The organism is Moorena bouillonii PNG, from assembly GCF_001942495.1.
GTDB classification, from domain to species: domain Bacteria; phylum Cyanobacteriota; class Cyanobacteriia; order Cyanobacteriales; family Coleofasciculaceae; genus Moorena; species Moorena bouillonii.
Genome location: NZ_MKZS01000001.1, coordinates 4,420,480 through 4,444,928, shown reverse-complemented (window position 1 = coordinate 4,444,928; position 24,449 = coordinate 4,420,480). Strand labels below are relative to the sequence as shown.

The following is a 24,449-nucleotide window of genomic DNA, read 5'->3' as shown; positions in this document are numbered from 1 at the left end:
ATATCGAAATTCTCAACACCGAATTGAGCACAGAGCCAATTCGAGCAGATGCCTTATTTTTTGTGCGAGTTGCTGATGCTATTTTGCATCTGGAATTTCAAACCTTACCCCAATCTGAACCTCCCTTACCCCTGCGGATGCTGGATTATTGGGTCAGGTTATATCGCCAGTATCGTTGTGATATTGAACAGGTAATAATATTCCTGAAACCAACCCGATTAGCCGGAGTATTTGTCAATCAATTTACCGAGAGGAACCTATCCTTCCGCTACCGAGTGATTCGGATTTGGGAATGTGATCCACAACCGTTACTTACCACCCCAGGGTTACTACCCTTGGCAGTATTAGCACAAGCGGAAGTGCCAGAAAACCTGCTATCCCAAGTAGCAGCCAGAATCGATATGATTGAAGATAGACAACAGCAGCGTAACCTATCTGCTTGCGTGCAACTGTTGGCTGGAGTGAAATTTGATGAACAGTTAATTCAAGCTTATTTTCGGGAGGATATGATGCAAGAGTCAGTAGTTTATCAACGAATTATTCGTCAAGGATTAGAACAAGGATTAGAACAAGGATTAGAACAAGGAAAGCGCAATGAGCTTAATTTAATTATCCGTCAAATTAACCGTCGCCTAGGTGAAATCAATCCCCAATTACAAAATCAAATTGAGAAATTATCCTTTGACCAGTTGGAGGATTTAGGAGAAGCGTTGTTAGATTTTGAAACCGAAGTGGATTTGACCAATTGGTTGAACCAGTTAATGGATACGTAACATCCGGTTAGGTGTCCCATTCAGCCGTCAGCTGAATGGGACACCTATGAACTTTAAAAATATTGTTTTTTTACAGATAAGTTTTATAAAAAAAAGTAGCGTTTATATCTGCTTTTTTTGAACACGCTTATTGCTAGCATGCCTATTCCCTATTCCCTACTCCCTGTTCCCTGCTCCCTGTTCCCTGTTCCCTGTTCCCTGTTCCCTTTGGTATATATGATTGAAGACAGACAACAGCAGCGTAACCTATCTGCTTGCGTGCAACTGTTGGCTGGGGTGAAATTTGATGAACAGTTAATTCAAGCTTATTTTCGGGAGGATATGATGCAAGAGTCAGTAGTTTATCAACGAATTATTCGCCAAGGATTAGAACAAGGATTAGAACAAGGGTTAGAACAGGGATTAGAACGGGGATTAGAACAGGGATTAGAACAAGGAAAGCGCAATGAGCTTAATTTAATTATCCGTCAAATTAACCGTCGTCTAGGTGAAATCAATCCCCAATTACAAAATCAAATTGAGAAATTATCCTTTGAGCAGTTGGAGGATTTAGGAGAAGCGTTGTTAGATTTTGAAACCGAAGTGGATTTGACCAATTGGTTGAACCAGTTAACGGATAAGTAACATCCGGTTAGGTGTCGCATTCAGCTATAGCAATTCTACGACTGGTGAGGTACAAATATCTGGTTTTTAGGGAGCAGGAAGCAGCGATGCAGCGCGGTCTTGGGGGTTTCCCCCATGAGCGACTGCATCAAGACGGGAGCAGGGAGCAGGTAAGAGAGAAGAAGCAAAAGCCAATAGTCAAACAGTTATGTGTACCTCATGAGTCCTAGAAACGCTATAGCTGATAGCTATTAGCTGATAGCTTACCTTGCCTATTGCTAGCATGCCTATTGCTAGCATGCCTATTGCCTGCTCCCTGCTCCCTGCTCCCTATTCCCTATTCCCTCTTACCATGTGAGGAAATGGTACTCGTTAAGAACAAAACAGTACCGGTTTTTAATACAAAAGTACTATTCGATTAGCAACAAGTACTAGTTACTGATAAATTAGTACTGTTAAATGATAAACAAGTACAGTTTAACGAAAAACTAGTACTTGTTTGTTATACACCAGTACTAGTTAACGAGAAACGAGTACTGGTATGTGAGAAACGGGTACCCGTTTGTTATACACCAGTACCCGTTTGTTATACACCAGTACTAGTTAACGAGAAACGAGTACTGGTATGTGAGAAACGAGTACTCGTTTGCGATAAACTAGTACTCGTTTGCGGTTAATGGGTACTCGTATGTTAGATATTAATACAGCACTACCCACTTCTAACTTCAGACTTCAGACTTCAGACTTCAGACTTCTGACTTATTAGGAATGCTATAATTTACAAGGTTCTGCCTCTTGCCTTTTCCTAAGGGATAGCAGCAGACAGTGTTGGCAATGGCCGAAGATTGGTCAATCCAGGGTGCTTTCAATAAGTCTATTTTTTGAATAACGATTGTAGAGCAGTGGATGGCAATGGCTGACAACACATCTGATGCCCAACTTGACTTTCTCTTAAATGTACTAAAAGCAACCGCAGACAGTAATGGTGATCAAGAGGTAGTTTATCCATTACTGGAAGCAAATATCGACAAACTTAATCAGACTTTAGCAGAAAAATTGCGGGATTGGGCAACAAGTAAGCTGGCGGAAGTGGAAGCATATCAAGCGAAAAATATAGCAGTACGTATTGCTCTCTTCAGTTCTCTAATTAACGAATTCCCCTTGGGAGACAAAGCCAGCACTATGGAAATTGCTATCACTGGCTATGAAGTGGCACTAATTGTTTTCACCCGTGAAGCATTTCCCGAAATTTTGGCAATTATACAATATAATCTCGGTGAAGCTTACCTTAACCGAATCAAAGGGGAGAAAGCACAGAATATTGAAGAAGCCATCGCTTTTTACCAACAGGCTCTTAGAGTTAAAACCTTTGAGGAATTTCCTATTGATTGGGCAAGGACACATAATAATCTCGGGAATGCTTACAGTGACCGAATCATAGGTCAGAAAGCAGAGAATATAGAAGAAGCGATCGCTTGTTACCAAGAAGCTCTTAGAGTCAGAACCTTTGAGGAATTTCCTATTGATTGGGCAAAAACTCAATACAATCTCGGTATTGCTTACCGTAACCGAATCCAAGATGAGAAAGCAGAGAATATAGAACAAGCGATCACTTGTTACCAAGAAGCTCTTAGAGTTTATACCTTTGAGAAATTTCCTTTTGAGTGGGCAAAGACTCAATACAATCTCGGTCTTGCTTACTATTACAGAATAAAAGGTCAGAAGGCAGAAAACCTAGAAGAAGCCATCGCTTGTTACCAACAGGCTATTAGAGTTTATACCTTTGAGGAATTTCCTATTGATTGGCCAAAGACACAAAATAATCTCGGTCTTGCTTACTATTACAGAATAAAAGGGGAGAAAGCACAGAATATAGAACAAGCCATCGCTTGTTACCAACAGGCTATTAGAGTTTATACCTTTGAGGAATTTCCTTTGGAGTGGGCAAAGAGACAAAATAATCTCGGTCTTGCTTACTATTACAGAATAAAAGAGGAGAAAGCAGAGAATATAGAACAAGCGATCGCTTGTTACCAACAGGCTCTTATAGTTACAACCTTTGAGGAATTTCCTATTGAGTGGGCAATGACACAAAATAATCTCGGTCTTGCTTACCGTGACCGAATCATAGGTCAGAAAGCAGAGAATATAGAACAAGCCATCGCTTGTTACCAACAGGCTCTTATAGTTACAACCTTTGAGGAATTTCCTATTGAGTGGCCAAAGACACAAAATAATCTCGGTCTTGCTTACCGTGACCGAATCATAGGTCAGAAAGCAGACACAAAATAATCTCGGTCTTGCTTACCGTGACCGAATCATAGGTCAGAAAGCAGAGAATATAGAACAAGCCATCGCTTATTACCAACAGGCTCTTAGAGTTTATAGCTTTGAGGAATTTCCTTTTGAGTGGGCAAGGACACAAAATAATCTCGGTCTTGCTTACCGTGACCGAATCATAGGTCAGAAAGCACAGAATATAGAAGAAGCCATCGCTTGTTACCAATTGGCAGAAGTACGCACCCATGAGGCATTTCCCCAAGACTATCTAGATACTAAAAATAACCTTGGTTTCGCTTACCAAGATGCTCAAAATTTCTGGGAAGCTTACAATGCTTTTGATGCTGCCATTAAAACCGTAGAATTGCTGCGAGATGAAATTATTTCTGGTTCTGGAGTAGAAGAATACAAGACCAAACTAGCTGAAAAGTACAACCAAAGCTATCGAGCGATGGTAAAAACTTGCCTAGAATTAGATAAGATCACCGAAGCCATTGAATATGTTGAACGGAGCAAAACCGGCAATTTAGTTGAAAAGATTCTCAGTCGTGATCTGAAAACCATCTTTCCTGTAGATGTTGCTACTCAACTACAACAATACAGGGATGAAATAGCGGCAGGTCAAAACCAAATCCAACAGGGAAAAGCTTACAATCCGAACGCCCTGGCACAACGTCTTCAAGAATTGCGACAGCAGCGGAATGATTTACAAGACCAATATTTACATATCGGTTCTAGCTTTAACTTTGAGCAATTTCAAAACAATTTAGATGACAACACTGCTATTGTAGAGTTTTACATTACAGGGGATAAGCTGCTCACCTTCATCTTTACCGGTCAAACTCAACAGCCAATAGTTTGGCAATCTGAGCCGAAAGACTTAGACAAATTGGAAAATTGGAAAAATGAATACTTAAAAGCTTACAAAGCTTACAAAACCGAAAAATATGATTGGCAAAACTACCTAAGCAACCGCCTACATGAGTTGGCTGATATTCTATCCATTGATGACATCATTCAGAAAATCCAGGAAAGATGTGATCGCTTAATTTTAATTGCCCATCAGTTTTTACATTTGTTGCCCCTTCATGGGTTACCGATTACCAGTAACCAGGGAGAAGGTAAAGCTAAAATTATAATGGATCGGTTTCCAGCAGGGGTAAGTTACGCCCCTAGCTGTCAACTACTCCAACTTACTCAAACTAGACAACGCCCAAAAGAGTTTACCGACCTGTTTGCGGTTCAAAACCCCAGTGGTGATTTAGATTACACTCCTATCGAGGTAGACGTAATCAAAAGCTACTTCAATCCACCACCAGATCCAGAGGTTCTTGTGGAAAACGATGCCACCAAAGCCGCCATAGATAGCAAACCTCTCAACACTTACCACTGTCTCCATTTTAGCTGTCACGGTTACTTTAACTACGACAAACCACGTAAATCGGCTCTGATCCTGGCAAATGCCCACCTTAGCCCTGCACCAGCTGAACTTGATCCAGAACAACATCTAGTTTTGGATAACGGTAAAGTGATTGACTTAGACAAATGCCTCACCTTAGATGCAGTCTTTGCCCTGCAATTAGAACAATGTCGCCTGGTCACCCTTTCTGCTTGTGAAACGGGATTAATCGACTTTAATAACATCAGCGATGAATACATTGGTTTACCCAGTGGTTTCCTAGTTGCCGGTAGTCCAGCAGTGGTTAGTAGCCTGTGGAAGGTAAACGATTTATCGACAGCTTTGTTGATGATTAAATTTTATCAGAATCTACGAGAGCAGATACCTTTAGCAGTTGCCCTTAATAAAGCGCAATTTTGGCTGCGGGATAGTACTAAAGAAGAATTAGAGGAGTACATTGATAATTTGCCTTTGAATTTTGTTGATAAATACGTAACTAAGGCTAATTTTCACAATTTTAATAACAGCGATAAACCCTTTGAGTCCCCATTTCATTGGGCGGCATTCTGTGCGATTGGTAAATAGGAGTTAAGACTATGGCATTAGAAAATCAATTTTTATCTGCTTTAAAACAACTACTGGAAACCGAACCTGAGTTGTTTAAAGACTCAGAACGAACAAAACTCGAAGGATTAATTACGTCATTACCAAGTGATACCAAACAGCTAGTCGATGGCATTGCTCGGTGGTGTGCTTCTCACTCAGACATTGATAATAGTTTAAAGTCTTTAATCAAGGATAAACCCCCATTCCGAGGAGCTGGAAGCGCTTTCCCCACTCCTGAAGCCAAAGCTGAGTATGAAAAGAACTCGAAAGAAGAACTACTCAACGCTATCCGCAAGAGTTCTCCCCCAGAAACCAAAAAACCCAACACTCCCAAAGGCTGATGACTGACACCACCTTGCGACTCAAAAACCCCAGCGTCACCCTTTATGCCTTCCATCTCTGCCAAGACTTAAGCCAAGAACTGGGACAGTTGCGACCGGATGCGGATCAGTTGTGGCAACACTGTGCTAACCTCAGCGAACCCCTAGGTATCCCAGACCTGAAATCTTTACCGGAAAAAATACCATCCCCTCTAAGCCAAACAGCGATCGCAAGCCATTACGTAGAGTTACTCCCAGGGAATGCTCCCTTAACCTACACTGCACCAGTGCAACTAGCAGGCTCTGCTCTAATAGTCCAGGTCTATCCGGTTAAAATTCATGATACCTATGCCGTTGACCTAACCCTGTCTTGCCAGAATACCGTTGCAGCCAGTGAATTTAGTCACTTCAATCCCCAAGGGTGCCTCCTAGCCAGCAAGATTCAAGCTTCCTTGGCACAAACCTTAGTGCTCTATGGGGAACCCGTGGGCACTCCCGATGAAGATAGAACGTTAGCCGATGCCTGTGTGGATGGTTTTTTCCAGGGAACCGACGAAAAACCCCAGTTTATGGCATCTGGGCAGTTATTTGGTAGCCCAATTTTTGCCTATGACAACGGTAAAGAGAAACCAACGGAGCAATGTCACGTTCTGGTCTGGTTAAACCGTCACCCAGAAACCTTAAAGCTGATTGAAAAGACTTCCTTGTCTTTTTTCAATCTGTTGTGCTGTCGCAGTAAAATCCTGTTTGCTTATGATCAAGCCCGTTGGTGTTATCGCCAAACTAGAGGACTCTATAGCCAACTGGAACAAGAGGTTCAAGGCTTCAAGGCATTGCCAACGGAGGGAGACACACGGCTAGAGCAACTGAAGCAGAAACTGACCGAGATGCCATCCAAGACCTTTGAGTATGCTGGTTATCTGCGAGACATGAAGGATCACAAAAATGCGATCGCTACCAATGCCTACAACTATGACTACTGGCTAAACAAAATCTGTGAACATAGTCTGGAAGACGATAGTATCAAGTTTTTGGAAGACTTCCTCAACCAAAGAACTAAACGGTTTGAAAAACAGATTGAAACCGACCTGAATTATCTCAAACCCGGTCAGCAACTATTGGACCAGATGCTTGGTAGTATCCGAGGCATTGTGGACATTGAACAGGCAGAATGCGATCGCGCTTTGGAAAAAGCCCTCAGAGATAAGGAGAAGGCTGATCAAGCCCGAGAAAAAGAATTAGAGTCAATTCGGCATCAGGAACAGAAAGCTGCTGAAGAACGAGAAAAACAATTAGAACGTTGGATTGCCCTGGTGGGTACTGGTTTAGGGGTCAGTGGTATTTCCTCCCAAACCGATGCTAAACCGCTAGAGTCTATTATCACCCAACTATACTCGAAAGAATCCTTAGATTTCCCCACCGCTGGTGTTACACCTTGGTTGACATACAATGTCGCGTTTGTGCTAGTTCATGTGGTAGTTGGTTTAATCGCTGCGTTCATTATGGATCGATTTATCAAATTGGTATCAAAATGACTACTAAAGGGAACAGGGAACAGGGAACAGGGAATAGGGAGTAGGGAGTAGGGAGCAGGGAGCAGGGAGCAGATGGATTTTTGAGCGCTTTACACAAGTTAATACAGCGATGCATCAAGACAGAGAATTACTATATTTTTGTCCAGCTACTTACAACCTGAAAAGCTTTTGTAGTAAACTTTTGCCTTTTGCCTCTTGCCTCTTGCCTTGCGCGTAGCGCTATAACTATCAGGTATACAGGATTGTTTTCCCTCTTACCTGCTCCCGTCTTGATGCAGTCGCTCATGGGGGAAACCCCCAAGACCGCGCTGCATCGCTGCTCCCTGCTCCCTGCTCCCTGTTTTAGAGATAATAATTACAGCCATAAAATTTTACTTAGTTGTTAAGGAATCGGTGCTTTGATCAGACAAACTAGGCGGAATCGGTGTTGGCAATTGGGATTGGTAACTACAGTAGCAATGACAAGTTCATTAACACTGTCACACTTTATCCCATCTACTACTAATCAAGCCCATGCTCAGAGCTTGATCGTACCAGATGATACCTTGGGAGCTAATGGTTCGATTGTGATTCCTGACGCTTCTGTGAAGGGATTGCCAGCAGAATTAATTGAAGGAGGAGTTCAACGGGGAGTTAACCTATTCCACAGTTTTCAAGAATTCAATGTCGGTCAGGGATTGCGGGTTTATTTAGCTAATCCAGCGGGAATTGAGAATATCCTGTCGCGGGTGACCGGAATTAATCCAAGTGAGATTGAAGGAACTTTGGGAGTAGATGGCGCAGCTAACCTGTTTTTGCTCAATCCCAATGGGATTATATTTGGGTCAAACGCCAGCTTGGATGTGCAGGGTTCCTTTGTAGGAAGTACAGCGAATGCGATCGCATGGGGAGACGATGGGTATTTTAGTGCCACCGAACCCGAAAGTAGCCGTTTACTAACCATTAATCCCGGAGCATTGTTTTTTAATCAGGTCGGCTTGGTGTCAGGGACTATTATCAATACTGGCACCTTGGCAGTGGGGAAGGATTTAACCCTGTCGGGATTGAATCTAGATTTACAGGGTCAGCTATCAGCTGGGGGGAATTTGACCCTATCGGCCATGGAAACTGTAAAGATCCGGGATAGCATAGCGCTACCTTTTGTAGCAGTAGCTGGGGGAAAACTATTGCTAATGGGTAACCAAACCATAGATATATTGGCTTTAACTCATCCGGATAGTGGGTTGTTTTCACTAGGGGATATGGTGTTGCGTTCCGGTAACTCAATTAAAGGGGATGCCCACTATTGGAGTGGAGGAAATTTTAGCATTGAGGAAATAGATGGGAGTTTGGGTAATTTGTCAAGTCCCCATGACCCGATTATTCGCTCAGCAGGAGATGTCAGTTTTAAGAATTATGACGGTGCTTCCCTACACATTTTCGCCGGTGGTTCGGTAACGGTTGATAATGTCAAGATTACAGGCTCTGATCCCGCAAATAATATTCAGGAAACCGTCACCCTATCCGATGACACCACCACCATATCAATAGATGGTAGTAGTCGCCCCACCCTAGATATTAGGGCTGGCACCACAGCGATCGGTAACCCGATGCCAATTACTGGCAATCCCATGGCTGAGCAACTGGTGTTGTCGGAGCCTCCGACCACGGCAAATATTAAGATTGGCCAGGTAATTATTTAGCCGCCCAATGGTCAAGTTTTCCTCACCAATCAATACCAACCCAATTCCGCTGTGACTGGTTCAATTGAGGTAACCACAATTAATACCAGTAATAAAGTAGAAAATGCCGGGGATGTGATTATTGACTCCGGTAAAGATATCATGCTCATTGGTACTAATAGCTTTACTGATGATCAGGGCTTGATTTTCGCTAATACTTCTGGTTCTGGGCAGGGTGGTCAAATCAAGCTTGTGGCAAACCAGGAAATTTTGTTGAGCGATCGCTTTCTCGTCACAAGTGATACTACCAGTGATACTAAAGGTTCAGGTAATGGGGGTGAAATTACCATTGAGGCTGAGTCAGTTACTGTCAGAGATGGAGCAGTGGTTGGCACCCTTACCTCCGGAGAAGGAGATGCGGGTTCGGTAAGCATTAAGACACAAAAGTTACTGGTGGAGGATGGAGCACAGATTACTGCGAATACCCTTGGAAAAGGAAATGCAGGTAATGTGACCATCAATTCCTCAGAATCGGTAAAAGTCATTGGTATTGGTGTCTCCGGCGAGGATAGGTTTGTCAGCCTGATAAGTACCCGAGCTAATTCAGACTCAACCGGAAAGGGGGGTGACTTGACGATTAATACACAAAGTTTACTGGTTGAGGATGGAGCACAGGTTAGTGCCAGTACCTTTGGAAAAGGAGATGCAGGTTCTTTGACCATTAATGCCAAAGAATCGGTGCGACTCATTGGTAAATCCGCCGATGGTAACTTTGCCAGCGGTATATTTGCCCAAACTAATCCAGACTCAACAGGAGATGGGGGTGACTTGGAGATTACTACACCACTGTTACTGCTTCTCGATGGAGGACAGGTTAGCGTCAGTAGCTTTGGAGAAGGAGATGGGGGTTCTTTGACCATCTCGGCCAAAGAACTGGTTCTCGATGGAGGACAGGTTAGCTTCAATACCTTCTTAACCTTCTTACCAGACAATCAGATTGACACCACTACTTTGCTGTCCAGTAGTTGCATTTTCCGCAGTCGGGAGCAACCAGGTAGCTTCATCATTACTGGTTCCGGCGGTTTACCCACGGCTCCAGGAAGTGGTAAGATTTCACGCTTTGCCACTGGCACAGTGCGCACCATACCCACTGATGGTAGCTCTAGCCTGAGCACCCAACCGGATCGCCCTTGGCAAATCGGTGATCCGATTATAGAACCTCAAAAGGTATATCGACTGGCAGATGGACGGCTAGTTTTGAGTCGCGAGTGTGTAGAATAATTCCTGCACTAGCTAATGAGATCATAATGTTGGCAAATTACCTCAAAGCTTGGGTTTTTCTATATTACTGGTTCAACCGAAGTTCCCTATTCCTCTTTAGAGGTTGTCTGAGAAGTCTCATTTGCTTCTAAAAGTCCCCCTAAATCCCCCAATGGGGGACTTTTAGAAGCAAATGGACTCTTTTTCCCCCCAAAGTTGGGGGGCTAGGGGGGCAAAATTCAGTATAAAAAAACTTTTCAGATATCCTCTTTACAATCCATCAATGTTTCACACCTAAAATTAAAAGGCTAGATTGCACTTTTCGGCAATCATTAGAGCAGATAATGGCAATTAATTTGGCCGATTTTGGCAATTAAATTTTACAAAAAAAAAGTAACATCAAAGAATATTGGTAACCGGTTTGAAAGATAATAATTAGAGCCACAAAATTATCACTTAGTTGTGAAAGGATGGGTGCTTTGATCAAACAAACTAGGCGGAATCGGTGCTCGCAATTGGGATTGGTAACTACAGTAGCAATGACAAGTTCATTAACACTGTCGCACTTTATTCCATCTACTAGTAATCAAGCTCATGCTCAGAGCAATATCGTACCAGATGATACCTTGGGAGCTAATGGAACAGTTGTGATTCCTGACGCTTCTGTAAAGGGATTGCCAGCAGAATTAATTGAAGGAGGAGTTCAACGGGGAGTTAACCTATTCCACAGTTTTCAAGAATTCAATGTGGGAGAAGGGTTGCGGGTTTATTTAGCTAATCCAGCTGGCATTGAGAATATCCTGTCGCGGGTGACCGGAATGAATCCCAGCGATATTCAAGGAACCTTGGGAGTAGATGGAGCAGCTAACCTGTTTTTGCTCAATCCCAATGGGATTATATTTGGCTCAAACGCCAGCTTGGATGTAGAGGGTTCCTTTGTCGGAAGTACCGCAAATGCGATCGCATGGGAAAACGATGGGTATTTTAGTGCGACTGAACCCGAAACTAGCCGTTTACTAACCATTAATCCCGGAGCATTGTTTTTTAATCAGGTTGCTTCTGTGCCAGGGAATATTATGAATACTGGCACCTTGGCAGTGGGGAAGGATTTAACCCTGTCCGGATTGAATCTAGATTTACAGGGTCAGCTATCAGCTGGGGGGAATTTGACCCTATCGGCCATGGAAACTGTAAAGATCCGGGATAGCATAGCGCTACCTTTTGTAGCAGTAGCTGGGGGAAAACTATTGCTAATGGGTAACCAAACCATAGATATATTGGCTTTAACTCATCCGGATAGTGGGTTGTTTTCACTAGGGGATATGGTGTTGCGTTCCGGTAACTCAATTAAAGGGGATGCCCACTATTGGAGTGGAGGAAATTTTAGCATTGAGGAAATAGATGGGAGTTTGGGTAATTTGTCAAGTCCCCATGACCCGATTATTCGCTCAGCAGGAGATGTCAGTTTTAAGAATTATGACGGTGCTTCCCTACACATTTTCGCCGGTGGTTCGGTAACGGTTGATAATGTCAAGATTACAGGCTCTGATCCCGCAAATAATATTCAGGAAACCGTCACCCTATCCGATGACACCACCACCATATCAATAGATGGTAGTAGTCGCCCCACCCTAGATATTAGGGCTGGCACCACAGCTATCGGTAACCCGAGCGGAATTACTGGCAATCCCACTCTTCATCAACTGGATTTGTCGGAGGCTGCTCCGACCACGGCAACTATTAAGATTGGCGAGGTAAGGATCAATCAGCCCAATGGTCAAGTTTTCCTCAGCAATCAATACAAATCCAATTCCGCTGTGACTGGTTCAATTGAGATAACCACAATTAATACCAGTAATACCAGCAATACAGTAGAAAATGCCGGGGATGTGATTATTGACTCTGGTAAAGATATCATCCTCATTGGTACTAATACTAAAGATGAGGGCGTGATTTTCGCTGATACTTCCGGTCCTGGGCAGGGGGGTCAAATCAAGCTGGTGGCAAACCAGGAGATTTTGTTGAGGGATGACTTCTTCGTCATAAGTGATACTGAAGGTTCAGGTAATGGCGGTGAAATTACGATTGAGGCTGAGTCGGTTACTGTCACAGATGGAGCAGTGGTTGGCACCCGTACCTTGGGAAAAGGAGATGCGGGTTCGGTAAGGATTAAGACACAACGGTTACTGGTGGAGGATGGAGCACAGGTTAGCGTCAGTACCTTTGGAAAAGGAAATGCCGGAAATTTGACCATCGAGGCCAAAGAATTGGTGCAAGTCACTGATAAATCCGCCGATGGTAACTTTGACAGCGGTATATTTGCCCAAGCTAATCCAGACTCAACCGGAGATGGGGGTAACTTGATTATTAATACACAACAGTTACTGCTTAAGGATGGAGCACAAGTTAGCGTCAGTACCTTTGCACAAGGAGATGCAGGAAATTTAACCATCAAGGCCAAAGAACCGGTGCAAGTCATTGGTAAATCCCCCGATGGTAAGTTTCCCAGCGGTATATTTGCCCAAGCTAATCGAGACTCAACCGGAAATGCAGGTTCCTTGAATATTAATACACAACTGTTACTGGTTTTCGATGGAGGACGGGTTGGCACCACTATCGACGCCAGCCTGATCGAAAACAGCCTGACCTTCTTACCAGACAATCAGATTGACACCACTACTTTGCTCTCCAGTAGCTGTATTTTCCGCAGTCGGGAGCAACCAGGTAGCTTCATCATTACTGGCAGCGGTGGAAAACCCACCACTCCAGGAAGTGGTAAGATTTCATCCTTTGCCACTGGCACAGTGCGCACCATACCCAGTGATGGTAGCGCTAGCCCCAGCACCCAAGCGGATCGCCCTTGGCAAATCGGTGATCCGATTGTAGAACCTCAAAAGGTATATCGACTCGCAGATGGACGGCTAGTTTTGAGTCGTGAGTGTGTAGAATAGACTTCTTGCAGAAGTCGGGAACAGGGAACAGCGGATCTGGGAACAGTGGACAAGAATTGACGTTACAATTTTCGGACGGACTGTCCCAACACTGGTACTCAAGGTTTAACATGAGGGCAAGCCCGCCCCTAACCCACCCTACGCACTAAGTTAATTCTAAATTCTTAATTCTTAATTCTTCATTTCACATATTTTTGCCAAGCCAATCGTGCTGCTCCCACCATCCCAGCTCGATTCCCTAATTCTGCTTTAAGTAACTCTAAACCAGTACGGGAGGAAGGCAAAACTCGTTGCTCTATTTCTGCTAGAGTTGTTGGCAAGAAAAACTCGGCACTAGCACTTATACCACCACCAATAATAATGGCTTCTGGTGTCAGTGGATAAATAAGACTAGTTAGCCCAATCCCTAATAAGCGTCCGTAATCTGCCCAAAATTCTAAAGCTTCCTGGTTTCCTTGCTGGGCTAATTTACCAAGTTCTGCTGGTTCTTTGCCACTGTTGCTTCGGATTGCCCTAATGGAAAGGTATTGCTCTAGAGAACCCCGATTACCACTATTACCCTCGGGACCATCGGGATATAGATTAATTAAGCCCAACTCCCCAGCAGAGCCGAGATGACCTGTGAAGAGTTGACCATCGAAAATGATTGCCCCTCCTACCCCTGTGCCTAGGGTGAGTAGAATCAAATTCCGAAACCGACGACCAGCCCCTAACCAAGCTTCTCCTAAACCAGCACAGTTAGCATCATTAGCAACAACTGTGGGATAACCGACTTTGGCTTCTAAGTGATCGGCTAGGGGAACATCGTGCCAATCCGTTAGGTTAATGGCAACCTTAGCAATTCTTCCAGCAACATCAGCAGGGCCAGGACATCCAACCCCGATACCCATTACTTCTTCCCTGGTATCGAGACGAGAGATTGCTGCTACTATTGCTTCGATCACCGCTGTTGGTGTTGCTGGTTGGGGTGTATCTACTGTTAGAGACTCCAATTCGGTTCCATCTTCACGGAAGCGTCCCAACTTAATCGCAGTGCCACCTAAATCAACGCCTATGGCTTGAGTCATTCGTCCTGAGTCTTTGTCCTGAGTCATTTGTCCTTAGGCATTTTAAGGCAAAAGGCAAAAGGCAAAAGGCAAAAGAGTTTTAGCGATGCAGCGCGGTCTTGGGGAGGCAGCGCGGTCTTGGGGGTCTCCCCCATGAGCGACTGCCGTGGTTTCCCCCATGAGCGACTGCATCAAGAAGGGAATTTCAATGTTTCTGACGAAATCGGGGATTAATCAACTCGCTTAATCCTTCTCCTACTAAAGACAATCCTACCACCATCAGTGTCATGGCTAAACCAGGGAAGAGCGCTGTCCACCAAATCCCAGTGGGTAAGGCATCGAGGGCTTGACGTAAGTCATGACCCCACTCTGGGGTTTGTTCTGGCAATCCTAATCCTAAAAATCCCAGTCCTCCCAAGATTAAAATCGCATCAGCGGCGTTGAGGGTAAATAGAACTGGTACACTTTGAATCACATTGAGAAATAGGTAGCGCGATAATATCCTACCAGGGGAAGCCCCCAGGGCTTGAGCGGCTTCGATGAACAATTCAGTTTTGACGCTAGTGGTGTGATTCCGGACTACCCGATAGTATTGGGGGACATAGGAAATACTTAATGCGATCGCAGCATTGAATACTCCTCTACCGACTACAAATGCCAAAGTCACTGATAGCAGTAGTCCTGGCAAGGTATAGATCGTATCCATTAAAAACAGTAATACCCGATCGAGTCTGCCACCGAGATAACCACTGATTAACCCCAAAGGGACACCAATGATCAGGCTGAGGGTGGTAGCGAGAACGACTACTTTTAGAGCAGCTTGAGAGCCAAACCAGGTGCGAGAGAAGACATCATAACCCTGGCGAGAGGTACCAAACCAGTGATTCCAGCTCGGTGGTTCATGAATGGGATTACTGAGGGACTGAGTAGGGTCTTGTAGCCATCCCCAAGCTTGAAAGGTGGGAGCGAAAATGGCTACTACGATAAAGCAACCAGTAATCACTAGTCCCGCTACCATTAGTTTGATGGATAGACTAGGCCCTCTTGTAAAAGACAAAAAGCTGGGGAATGATTGTTTGGTTGAGGTCATCCTTCATCCTTGATACTGATAGCATTTATCATACTGATGAAGTCTATTGAATCTTCTTCCCCCTGCTCCCTGCTCCCTGCTCCCTGCTCCCTACTCCCGCACCACCCCAAGGTCAAAATCCTTTAAACAGTAGTTGGTAAATAGCGTTCAATGGCTTGACGATACTGACTCTTTTGCTTAATTCCTTTAAATTCCTCTAGGAACTCTTTGTCCTTAAATAACTGTACCGTAGGTGTTCCCACCACTTGAGCATTTTCAGCTATTTCTCTGTCTTGGTCAATATCGATCTCGACAAAGTGAATTTTGCCATTATACTCATCTACTACTTTATCCAGCATGGGCTTGAGAACCTTACAAGGCCCACAACTGGGGGAGATATACTTGACCATGATTATGCGATCGCTTTCATGGAACAGTTTACGCAAGGCATAGCCCCCCAGATGCCGTGTTTCCTTGATATCAAAGGTTTCCGCCGTCTCAGCTACTACTTTTTCTTCAGTTTCTTCAGGTTTTTCAGCCGTTTGCTGTTCTGATGCCGGTTGTTGATGATACTCATGAATTAGGTTATGGGCAGATAGCCAGCGTTCTGCTAACATAGCCCCCATACAACCTGTGCCAGCCGCAGTGATGGCTTGACGGAACTCATGGTCTTGGACATCACCAACAGCATAGACTCCGTCTACACTGGTTTCCACCGAACCGGATTTGGTAACAATGTAACCCACCTGATCTAACTCCAGTTGTCCTCTAAACAAGGAGGTGTTAGGAGTGTGACCAATAGCGTAAAACATCCCGCGAACTGAAATATCCTTTTCCTCACCAGTTTCAGTATCCTGGACTCTTACGCCAGTCATCGAACCATTGTCTCCAAACACATCAACTGGCTGAGTATTCCAGTGAATAGTAATTTTGGGATTATTCAACACCCGGTCTTGCATGGTTTTACTAGCTCGCATCTCATGCCGACGTACTAGCATATGCACATGGGAAGCATACTTGGTCAAATATACAGCTTCCTCTGCCGCTGAGTCACCCCCCCCGACTACCGCCACTTCCTTACCACTGAAAAGGGGAGATGCACCATCACAGATGGCACAAGCTGAGATCCCATTACTCCAGTACTGAGCTTCGCTGGGTAAATGCAACCGTTTAGCTGTCGCCCCGGTAGCAATCACAATACTATGGGTTTTTACTTCCCGTTCCTCAGAGCGGACAGTAAAGGGACGCTGACTTAAGTCTACAAAGATCACATCTTCGGTATAGCATTCAGTGCCCCAGCGTTCTGCTTGAGCCTTCATCCGTTCCATTAATTGAGGTCCGGTGATTCCCTCTGGGAAGCCAGGGAAGTTTTCTACTTCTGTGGTAGTCATCAGCTGTCCGCCAGGGATTCCACCAGCTTGAAAGCCTTCAAACATTAAGGGTTTCAGGTTAGCTCGTGCCCCATAAATCGCTGCTGTGTAACCTGCAGGACCAGAACCGATAATGACAAGATTTTCTACAGGGGAGTTGGGCATCTGATACACGAACTCATGACGACTACGCTTTTATTATAATTCATTATAGCATATATAGCACTACGCATTAAGATTAGGATATTCCTAAACTCCGAAACGTGAGTCTAGCTTACTGTTGACTTCTGACGCAAGAACCTTGCTGACTTGCGCGTAGCGCTATACAAATTACCTAATGTTTTGACACATTTAAATTGTGAATAGGGGCGCTTTGCAGAGATGGGGAGACGCACCACTAGCTGACAAACTGAATTGCTCAAAACGTAAGCATTCAGCTATCAGCTATCAGCTATCAGCTTTGGAATAAAATAAGTAAGCATTGGAATAATGCTGAGTTACCTCACAGCGTCGTTCGCACAGCGTGGCCATTCGCGTAGCGTGGCCTTTTGGCCAAGGCCAAAGCCTGTGCCACAAGGCTGACGGCTGACGGCTGACGGCTGACGGCTGAATGCTTACCTCAAAACAGAGGTAGATTAAAACTCATCCCTGTACCGAATACTGTCCCATCAAAATTAATTCTGGAATTGGACGAAGAACCAAAACTTTGTCCACCATACAAATAAATTTGACTATTGCTAGAAATTTTATAACTGACACGACCAATTAACTGATGATAGTTATCATACCGTGTTGTATAGTCAGATAAAGCAAGTTGGTAATTAAGAGCTGCTTTAAATCGTGGGTAGGGGTAATAGGCTAAAGATGCTCTGAAAACATTACTAATCTTAGAGCGTGTGTCTGGATCAGCAAAACGTAGCGTTAACTTATAGGACGTATCTAAGGCTAAGTTCTTTACTAACCAATCCCGTCTGCTGAGTCTAAAATACAGAGAATTATAATGAGCGAAGCGATCGCCTGCCTCTTGCTTGAATAACTGTTGATTGCTCCATCCTAACTCCCCATAGGTTCTTTTCAAGAGCTGCTGACGAACTCCCAGCTTAACTTTCAGTTGATTATAATCAAGTTGGGATCTATCTCCATAACGCACTAAATTACCACTTACCGACGTTATCAGCTTAGTGTCAGGTCCGAGGGATGGTACAGCTAATAGGGTTACTCCTGGTCTCAACAAACCATCATCAACGGGATCGACTCCAGCGAAAATATTATCGCTTCTGAAATAACTGACTCTACCCTGTAAATATACTGTAGGTTTACGTGGAGTTGGTGGTTTTTCTTGGAGCCGCAAACGGAGCACCCCCAGTTCCGGGTCTCCATCATTAGCGTTGGAATCTGAGTTTGAACTATTATCTCCAGAAGCAGGTTTACCTTGAGATATCTGTGACCTGTCAACTACCTCAGTTGAGCTAGAACTCGATGAATGCTCACTGACAACAAAGGAAGATAATAGTTCTCCACCACTCCCGATTTTCACCTGAGATAACTTAGGAGTACAATGCTGTTTTACCTGATCAGTATTAGCTTGGTGTTCTGTACCACTAAAAACTAAACTGACTGCTGGCTGATGGGAAATACTGTCTATGGGGTAACATCCAGACCAAGCGGGTTTACTGATGGTCAGTGTACTTAAGAAAATCAGATGTCCCAAAGTAGCTAAATAGGTTTTTTTAATCTGGTGCTGGGGAGGATGATCATCCTCAGAGTTGTCGTGATGTTTTTTATTTTTTGAAACCATATTTAATAAAAAAAAATATCGTTAAATTAATAACAAATTAAGATAATAAACATTAATTTTTTTTTAAAAAAATAATGTAATGACTAAAATGAATTTTTTATGTTTTCGCAGGTACTCTTCAATAAACTTAAGGGCTTGTGTCATGTGCTTTTCAACAGTTTTTACAGATACATTTATTTGATCTGCAACCTCCTTGTTTGTCAACCCCTCTTCCCGTTTTAATTGAAAAACTGTCCTTTTTTTTTCAGGAAGTTTTTCAAGTGCTTCTTTAAATATTGCCAATAAATCTTTGTAGTTCATATCATTATCGGCCTGATACTTAGAGATTAAATTTTCAGGAATATCCTTTAGAAAATGATCCTTAGCATTTTTCTTTAATTTTTTTATCGTCAGGTTTTGAACAATAATAAATAAGTACCCACTAAATGTTTTTCCCTCATCGAGTTTTTGTTTATTTTCCCATAATTTTAAAAAAGCATCTTGGACAATTTCTTCGGCATCCTCCCTGGATTTTAAAATACTATAGGAGTAGTATAACATTTTTTTCCGATAAAGCCGATGAATTATCCTAAATGAATGGGTATCACCTTCCTTTAAGGCGATAGTAAGTTCCTGCTCATCATGGTGGATACCCTCTTTCATATATTACTTACTCTTAATCAAATGACAATATATATAAAATATGGTGAAAAATGTAACAGGAAGACCTTATCAGAAAGGTAAAATCCTCAACAAAAATAGATGACAGTCTCCTAATTGTTGAGGATTAAAATTGAATAATATTTTGGGGCATACTCGTCCATTTTTACTTTTGAATTACTGGTAAAAGACAATAGTTGCAATTTAATCTCATAATGGAATTTTAGAAAAATTTGTGAATTCCCTCATCATATCCATTAATTTTTAGGGGGAAGAGCTATTAATTTATTTAAGTAATCAGCAAATTTCATATCTGTATCTGGCCTTTGCGATACATAAAACTGGTTAAAATCCTCTTCTGTGGACTTCCATACACAGCCTGAGTTTGCATCAAAATCAAGCCTGCCCTTCACCTCAAGTTCAAAATATTCTCCCTTTCCCTCAATAGCAAAATACACGGTTACTAAATCCCAACTAGGTCTTTGATCTTCCAGCTTTTTTCCATCATACCATGCCAGCCAATCTGTATATGCCTGCCTCACAATATTTCCTTTAGGAGTAGTTTCCAGAGATTTGCCGGTCATCACTTTACTCCCTCCGTTTACAAAATAGATCGGTTTTGGGAAATTATTTACTAAGTATTCAGTATATTGAGCCGTGTTGTTAAAAAAGAAATTCCAGTCCTTTTTGCGATCCCCTTCCGTATTATTGGCACCAAGTGCTCCCAAAGCCACCCAATGACTTATTTTCCGGGTAATCAATTCCTCACCTGAAAGTGGGGAAATAGAATCAGGTTTAGAAATCAATAGGTCATGCAAACCTTTGGTATGACCTATTGTGATATAGACAATACTATTATCTTCCTGCTCGGCAAGTAATTGTCGGTTAAGTACAGTTTGTTCAATTGCATCAAAATTATGAACTATGGTATGACCAAATGCAGCCGTATCTTTGGCTAGTTTTTCAGCACTCATTTTATCCACCTTGTCACCTACAAGCGTATCGAATGCGGCTCCAATTGGGATATTTGGTCGGTTATAATAATGATTAATTGCATCGACCACTCCTGCCCCGTAGGGTATTTTTCCTGAACTGTATATACACCCTACAATCTCGGTTTTATTTTGATTAGCATATTGATGAAGCAGCGCTAACGCCCCAACATCATCACAATCAGAACCCATATCTGTATCAAAAATAACTTTTACTGCCTTTTTTGAGATTTCATCAGAAATTTCCCCCTGCGGATTTTCCTTGAAGTCAGAGCAGGATGTAATTACTATCAGGATAAAAAGGAAATTGATTTCTAAAAATAAGCTTTTCCTGTTTTTATAATCTGTTTTATGACTTTTCGCTGACATAGGATAATAATATTTGTGGCTTCTAAAGGTTAAGTATTAATTCAATTTCATTATTGGTTTTTCATCGTATGAAAAAAATCATTCAGAATGGCCTTCTTGTTAAAGTTTTCCCAAATAATAATCTTTTGGGAATATTCAGAACTTTCGGTCCATTCCCCATTAATCATCGTTGGCTTAGGAATTTCTAAGGCTTCACCCCAGGAAGAATTTTTGAGAATGGCAACTGCAACCATATCAAATAAAGCCCTTGAAGGCGGATCACCAAACAGGTCAATATGTTCAAATAGGCTAATTGAATAATCACCAAACCTAGTAAATGAGCCTCCATGTCGTCCTTTTACCGAGCCTACCTTAGGTCCAAGCCCTTTCATCTTTTGATGAATTTGGTCTGGCGTTACTCTCACTGCATCGGTACCCGAAGGCTTATGGTATCTTACGGTTACCATCTCAAATGGCACATCCTGTTCTAAAACATAGTTCATAGATGGAATATCTGAATTTAAATTATATTCACCCTTCTCTGGGTAATTTCCCCCAAGCCAAACAATCCTCACTTTTGATTTTATATCCGGAGCAATGGCCAAAGCTAATGCGATATTAGTTAATTTACCTACAGGTAAAAGAACCAATGGTTGTTCACGAGTTTTTCTAGCTTCCTCAATAATAAAATCTACAGCTTCTTTACCATCAAAACTATTTTTTTCGATCTCAGGAAAAATTTCCTCAAAATTAGCATTAGCTCCTTTTTTTAGAGGGTATTTATTATAGACATCACAAAGTTTCATTACTCTTTCTGCTTCCAAAAAGTGTTCGTTTAAATGACCACCACTAGGTGTGGCATTTACTGTAATTCCTACTATATCAAACACATCTTTATTAAAAAATAGATAAGCCAGTGCATGCTGATCGTCCAACTCATTGTTTGCATCGGTATCGAATAATACAGGAATTCTGGAAGATCCGCCAGAAGTTTCCACCTTTGGGTTTTCATCCTCAGTATTTTCCCGCTCAGAATCATGCTGAGTGCATGAAAAAACAAGGAAAAAGACTATCAATAAAAAAATGTATAATTTCATGTTTTTCATTTGCGCAATGTTTTATACTTATGATCAGGTTAAATAGCCCAACAAAACCAGGTGTTTTCTTTTTCTTATTTCATTGCCGTAAAATCCATAAACCTGGTGCCAAAAACTAAACCTCCTCATCACTTTTTAATGCCTCTATTATCACTCTTTTATAGGCCACTAATTGGGGACTTCCATTATCGCGAACTTCCAAAAGTAAATGAATTTGCAATCCTACAGAAATTTGTGGCATAATGAAAGAAGCCTCTTTTTCCGTGTGGTTATTTATATTTACTTCCGCTTTTCCTGAACTGGCCTCAGGATAATAAAACCAACTGTATTTTAATTCATCATTATCTGGATCATAAGACCCCTGGGCACTAAGTGATACCTTATCTCCAGGTTTGGCACTCAAATAAACAAAAGCTGGAGAAGAATCTGAATCAAAAGCTGCTATAGGATCATGATTACATGATTCATAATCATTTTCTTCCCACATACATCTTGCATAAAAGCTATTTGTGGTCTCTGGCAACCATTTCATCAATTCTTCTGGTTTATTATGGTCTGCCACCCAAACATTCTTCAGTCCATACTTTTTAAACATATCTCCCCATCCTCCAAATTCAGGGTTTTCAATATGGCTTAATCCCCGATTCATGGCAATTAAATTCAAAAATGCCGGAGTATCTCCTTCTCCTCCTTTATCGTACAAATCACCTAATGGACCAGAATATTTATAAATGCTATCTTCATTTACTGCCCCGATATATTTCCAGAAGTTATTACCATCTGCTAGTAACATCCTGGGGTAGTGTCGCTTTCCATCGTAATCTCCATAAAAGGACTTTTTCGTCCCTATATTCTTTCCAATAGAATCCAAATCGACAAACATATCGAATGTTACATCCTGGAAGCTAATGCAATGAAAAATCATTTTATCTAATAGTGCCTGTACCTCACTTGGGGAATGGTTTTGCTGGTACCGCCACATGGCCTGTGCAAAAGTAATGGAGCCTCCCCAAAATCCAATATAGATGGGGCGGTCGTCATCTTTCTCAAAAACCTTTATTAATAATTCAGAGGCTTCACTATCCCAATCCTCTCCTACATAATCCCAGAATTTTTCCTGTCCATTATCACTTGATCCTGTCATTCTTTGTGCTGTGCCTTTACCCTGCTTAGTAATACTTCTAAAGTATTCTACAGATGGAAAGTTGGGGTCATGTAGCCGTAGATTATCAACTACTTGCCCGTAAGCCTCAAAAATTGCCATAGCTCTGTTCCACATTTTTTCAGGCCAATTTTCAATTTTATTCGTTTCGGGTCCCTGATCGGTGACAGTAATCGCCTCAATATCAATTTCATTTGCATAATGTAATAAGCGTATCAATGAATTGTCATCATCGTGAGTCATATCCGTACAGATGACATATCTGAAGTCTTTTGCTGGGTAATCTGTTGTTGTAGACGGCACCAGCTCACCAGGTTTGCTACTTTTATTATCACCACATTCGGTGATAAAAAGGAGTAAACCAACTAATACAAATGGAATTTTTAATTTGTTCATAACGATTAAAAATAGGGATAATTGATTTTTCATTTTCTGAAAATTATACTTAATGCTGTGGTGAAACTGTAATTACAAATCGTTGATATGTTTTCATCGATGGGCCTTTTTTTGGAAAATCAGCCACTTCGAGAATGATGTGAATGGTTTGAGGTTGTTCAACTTCAGGGGCTGTTGCTTTAAAAATATATCCTTCCTGATACTTTACATTAAATCTCCCGTTGAAAGACCCTGCTTCTTCATAAACCCACCAGGACAGATCAATTAAATCATCATCAGGATCACTTGTTCCTTCCACGTTTAATTCAAATACTTCACCGCTTTGAACATTTAGATTAATATCTGAGTTGAGTTTGATTTCTGGAGCATGGTTTGCCATTTCAAATGCTGATGCAATGCACCAATCCATACGGCCCATAAAATCTGCATTTGCATCCTTTATCCATCGTGCATGAGATTGGAGCATAGAGCCACCATCATGGGCATCAATAAACACATTAGGATCAAAATCTGAAACGTTAAATCTTCCTCCCCACCCGCCAAAACCTGGATTTTCATAATTCCTTAAACCATTGGGCAAACAATATAAAAATGCAGGACTATCTCCTTCACTAATATATTTTTGAGGATACAGAGCTCCCAGTGGACCATGATTATTCTTCACTTCCTTGTTGATCATATCCACAGTTTCCATCTGACTTTTATAATTCCAGGTGCCTGCAAATCCCCAGTTAACAATCTTAGTCACCAAGGGATGATGCTGTTCGATATATGTTCCGGCCCCATCCTGATAATCTATGTTGTAAGTAGTTACCTTTGCAGCTGCAGCCTCATATTTTTTAGGAAATTCAGATTTTAACTTATAAAGTGCCCTGGAAAGCGTATTTGCACCTCCCCACACCTGTATATATATTGGATTTGGGTTTTTCTCCAGCAAAACTTCTATGATTTTTTCAGAACCCGGAGTATCTTCCCATTTTGAAGGGTCACGATATTCCTTTTGCCCGGGTTTATACTTTGACCTTGGAGTATCCAGATGTGAAGAGTCCTCATCCCCAATAAAACTGATACTTTTTAAAAATTCAGCGGTTGGATAATTTTCATTATGCACCAGAAGGTTGGGATAAACCTCATTATATGCTTT

The 24,449-nt window shown here is 42.2% G+C and carries 19 protein-coding genes and 1 pseudogene; 9 read left to right on the top strand and 11 right to left on the bottom strand.

Translation table 11 applies throughout. The features are described from left to right. From BJP37_RS18070 to BJP37_RS18050, 6 genes and pseudogenes are all read left to right on the top strand, one after another. Positions 1 to 773, top strand: a 773-nt coding sequence (locus tag BJP37_RS18070) for a DUF4351 domain-containing protein (RefSeq protein WP_075900795.1), incomplete at its 5' end; no start/stop codon positions are given. A gap of 138 nt (positions 774 to 911) precedes the next feature. Next, entirely contained in the window at positions 912 to 1,397 is a 486-nt protein-coding gene (locus tag BJP37_RS18065) for a DUF4351 domain-containing protein (RefSeq protein ID WP_229415354.1), read from the top strand. Positions 1,398 to 1,483: 86 nt separating this feature from the next. Then, positions 1,484 to 1,606 carry a hypothetical protein gene (locus BJP37_RS43665; RefSeq protein WP_269087022.1) on the top strand — a complete coding sequence of 41 codons (123 nt, stop codon included), beginning with the start codon at positions 1,484 to 1,486 and terminating at the stop codon, positions 1,604 to 1,606. Positions 1,607 to 2,282: 676 nt separating this feature from the next. Next, a pseudogene (locus tag BJP37_RS45085) lies at positions 2,283 to 5,640 on the top strand (CHAT domain-containing tetratricopeptide repeat protein). 11 nt (positions 5,641 to 5,651) lie between these two features. Continuing rightward, complete coding sequence (locus BJP37_RS18055) at positions 5,652 to 6,002, top strand: hypothetical protein (RefSeq protein ID WP_075900793.1); 351 nt, start codon at positions 5,652 to 5,654, stop codon at positions 6,000 to 6,002. After that, the gene (locus BJP37_RS18050; RefSeq protein WP_075900791.1) at positions 6,002 to 7,516 is read left to right on the top strand and encodes a hypothetical protein; all 1,515 of its coding nucleotides are present in this window, start codon (positions 6,002 to 6,004) and stop codon (positions 7,514 to 7,516) included. The genes BJP37_RS18055 and BJP37_RS18050 overlap by 1 nt, the downstream gene beginning before the upstream one ends. Here the strand turns inward: BJP37_RS18050 and BJP37_RS43660 are convergent. Beyond that, positions 7,497 to 7,631, bottom strand: a complete 135-nt coding sequence (locus BJP37_RS43660; protein ID WP_269087021.1) for a hypothetical protein — start codon at positions 7,629 to 7,631, stop codon at positions 7,497 to 7,499. The two genes, BJP37_RS18050 and BJP37_RS43660, sit on opposite strands and share 20 nt — an antisense overlap. 343 nt (positions 7,632 to 7,974) lie before the next feature. Between BJP37_RS43660 and BJP37_RS18045 the strand changes: the two genes are divergently transcribed. From BJP37_RS18045 to BJP37_RS18035, 3 genes are all read left to right on the top strand, one after another. Beyond that, complete coding sequence (locus BJP37_RS18045) at positions 7,975 to 9,198, top strand: filamentous hemagglutinin N-terminal domain-containing protein (protein ID WP_075900789.1); 1,224 nt, start codon at positions 7,975 to 7,977, stop codon at positions 9,196 to 9,198. A gap of 51 nt (positions 9,199 to 9,249) precedes the next feature. Further along, on the top strand, positions 9,250 to 10,458 hold the full coding sequence (locus BJP37_RS18040; protein WP_075900787.1) for an autotransporter outer membrane beta-barrel domain-containing protein: 1,209 nt from the start codon (positions 9,250 to 9,252) through the stop codon (positions 10,456 to 10,458). Positions 10,459 to 10,976: 518 nt separating this feature from the next. Continuing rightward, a complete protein-coding gene (locus BJP37_RS18035; RefSeq protein ID WP_143727669.1) occupies positions 10,977 to 13,388 on the top strand; it encodes a two-partner secretion domain-containing protein in 2,412 nt (803 codons plus the stop codon). A gap of 179 nt (positions 13,389 to 13,567) precedes the next feature. Here the strand turns inward: BJP37_RS18035 and BJP37_RS18030 are convergent, their stop codons facing one another. The 10 genes from BJP37_RS18030 to BJP37_RS17990 all read right to left on the bottom strand — a co-directional run. Beyond that, positions 13,568 to 14,455 (bottom strand): ROK family protein, encoded by an 888-nt coding sequence (locus tag BJP37_RS18030; protein WP_075906224.1) that lies wholly within the window; start codon positions 14,453 to 14,455, stop codon positions 13,568 to 13,570. A gap of 42 nt (positions 14,456 to 14,497) precedes the next feature. Next, positions 14,498 to 14,626: a hypothetical protein gene (locus BJP37_RS43655; RefSeq protein WP_269087020.1), complete on the bottom strand. Its 129-nt coding sequence runs from the start codon at positions 14,624 to 14,626 to the stop codon at positions 14,498 to 14,500. 13 nt (positions 14,627 to 14,639) lie between these two features. Further along, a complete protein-coding gene (locus tag BJP37_RS18025) occupies positions 14,640 to 15,524 on the bottom strand; it encodes an ABC transporter permease (RefSeq protein WP_075900783.1) in 885 nt (294 codons plus the stop codon). Positions 15,525 to 15,646: 122 nt separating this feature from the next. After that, entirely contained in the window at positions 15,647 to 17,038 is a 1,392-nt protein-coding gene (gene trxB, locus BJP37_RS18020; RefSeq protein ID WP_075900781.1) for a thioredoxin-disulfide reductase, read from the bottom strand. Positions 17,039 to 17,492: 454 nt separating this feature from the next. Further along, positions 17,493 to 18,671, bottom strand: coding sequence for a hypothetical protein (locus BJP37_RS18015; protein ID WP_075900779.1), 1,179 nt, complete (start codon positions 18,669 to 18,671; stop codon positions 17,493 to 17,495). 63 nt (positions 18,672 to 18,734) lie between these two features. Beyond that, complete coding sequence (locus BJP37_RS18010; protein ID WP_075900777.1) at positions 18,735 to 19,313, bottom strand: RNA polymerase sigma-70 factor; 579 nt, start codon at positions 19,311 to 19,313, stop codon at positions 18,735 to 18,737. A gap of 254 nt (positions 19,314 to 19,567) precedes the next feature. Beyond that, the gene (locus BJP37_RS18005; protein WP_075900775.1) at positions 19,568 to 20,671 is read right to left on the bottom strand and encodes a nucleoside hydrolase; all 1,104 of its coding nucleotides are present in this window, start codon (positions 20,669 to 20,671) and stop codon (positions 19,568 to 19,570) included. A 50-nt stretch (positions 20,672 to 20,721) separates the two neighbouring features. Continuing rightward, positions 20,722 to 21,756, bottom strand: a complete 1,035-nt coding sequence (locus BJP37_RS18000) for a nucleoside hydrolase (RefSeq protein ID WP_198954098.1) — start codon at positions 21,754 to 21,756, stop codon at positions 20,722 to 20,724. A gap of 106 nt (positions 21,757 to 21,862) precedes the next feature. Further along, positions 21,863 to 23,338 (bottom strand): DUF1593 domain-containing protein, encoded by a 1,476-nt coding sequence (locus BJP37_RS17995; protein WP_075900771.1) that lies wholly within the window; start codon positions 23,336 to 23,338, stop codon positions 21,863 to 21,865. Between the two features lie 16 nt (positions 23,339 to 23,354). Then, positions 23,355 to 24,449 (bottom strand): DUF1593 domain-containing protein (locus tag BJP37_RS17990; RefSeq protein ID WP_075900769.1); only part of this gene is annotated, 1,095 nt, incomplete at its 5' end.

Coding starts and splice junctions, on each gene's coding strand:
- BJP37_RS18065 (WP_229415354.1), top strand. CDS start 912: ATGCCTATTCCCTATTCCCTACTCCCTGTTCCCTGCTCCCTGTTCCCT.
- BJP37_RS43665 (WP_269087022.1), top strand. CDS start 1,484: ATGCAGCGCGGTCTTGGGGGTTTCCCCCATGAGCGACTGCATCAAGAC.
- BJP37_RS18055 (WP_075900793.1), top strand. CDS start 5,652: ATGGCATTAGAAAATCAATTTTTATCTGCTTTAAAACAACTACTGGAA.
- BJP37_RS18050 (WP_075900791.1), top strand. CDS start 6,002: ATGACTGACACCACCTTGCGACTCAAAAACCCCAGCGTCACCCTTTAT.
- BJP37_RS43660 (WP_269087021.1), bottom strand. CDS start 7,631: ATGCATCGCTGTATTAACTTGTGTAAAGCGCTCAAAAATCCATCTGCT.
- BJP37_RS18045 (WP_075900789.1), top strand. CDS start 7,975: ATGACAAGTTCATTAACACTGTCACACTTTATCCCATCTACTACTAAT.
- BJP37_RS18035 (WP_143727669.1), top strand. CDS start 10,977: ATGACAAGTTCATTAACACTGTCGCACTTTATTCCATCTACTAGTAAT.
- BJP37_RS18030 (WP_075906224.1), bottom strand. CDS start 14,455: ATGACTCAAGCCATAGGCGTTGATTTAGGTGGCACTGCGATTAAGTTG.
- BJP37_RS43655 (WP_269087020.1), bottom strand. CDS start 14,626: ATGCAGTCGCTCATGGGGGAAACCACGGCAGTCGCTCATGGGGGAGAC.
- BJP37_RS18025 (WP_075900783.1), bottom strand. CDS start 15,524: ATGACCTCAACCAAACAATCATTCCCCAGCTTTTTGTCTTTTACAAGA.
- trxB (WP_075900781.1), bottom strand. CDS start 17,038: ATGCCCAACTCCCCTGTAGAAAATCTTGTCATTATCGGTTCTGGTCCT.
- BJP37_RS18015 (WP_075900779.1), bottom strand. CDS start 18,671: ATGGTTTCAAAAAATAAAAAACATCACGACAACTCTGAGGATGATCAT.
- BJP37_RS18010 (WP_075900777.1), bottom strand. CDS start 19,313: ATGAAAGAGGGTATCCACCATGATGAGCAGGAACTTACTATCGCCTTA.
- BJP37_RS18005 (WP_075900775.1), bottom strand. CDS start 20,671: ATGTCAGCGAAAAGTCATAAAACAGATTATAAAAACAGGAAAAGCTTA.
- BJP37_RS18000 (WP_198954098.1), bottom strand. CDS start 21,756: ATGAAAAACATGAAATTATACATTTTTTTATTGATAGTCTTTTTCCTT.
- BJP37_RS17995 (WP_075900771.1), bottom strand. CDS start 23,338: ATGAAAAATCAATTATCCCTATTTTTAATCGTTATGAACAAATTAAAA.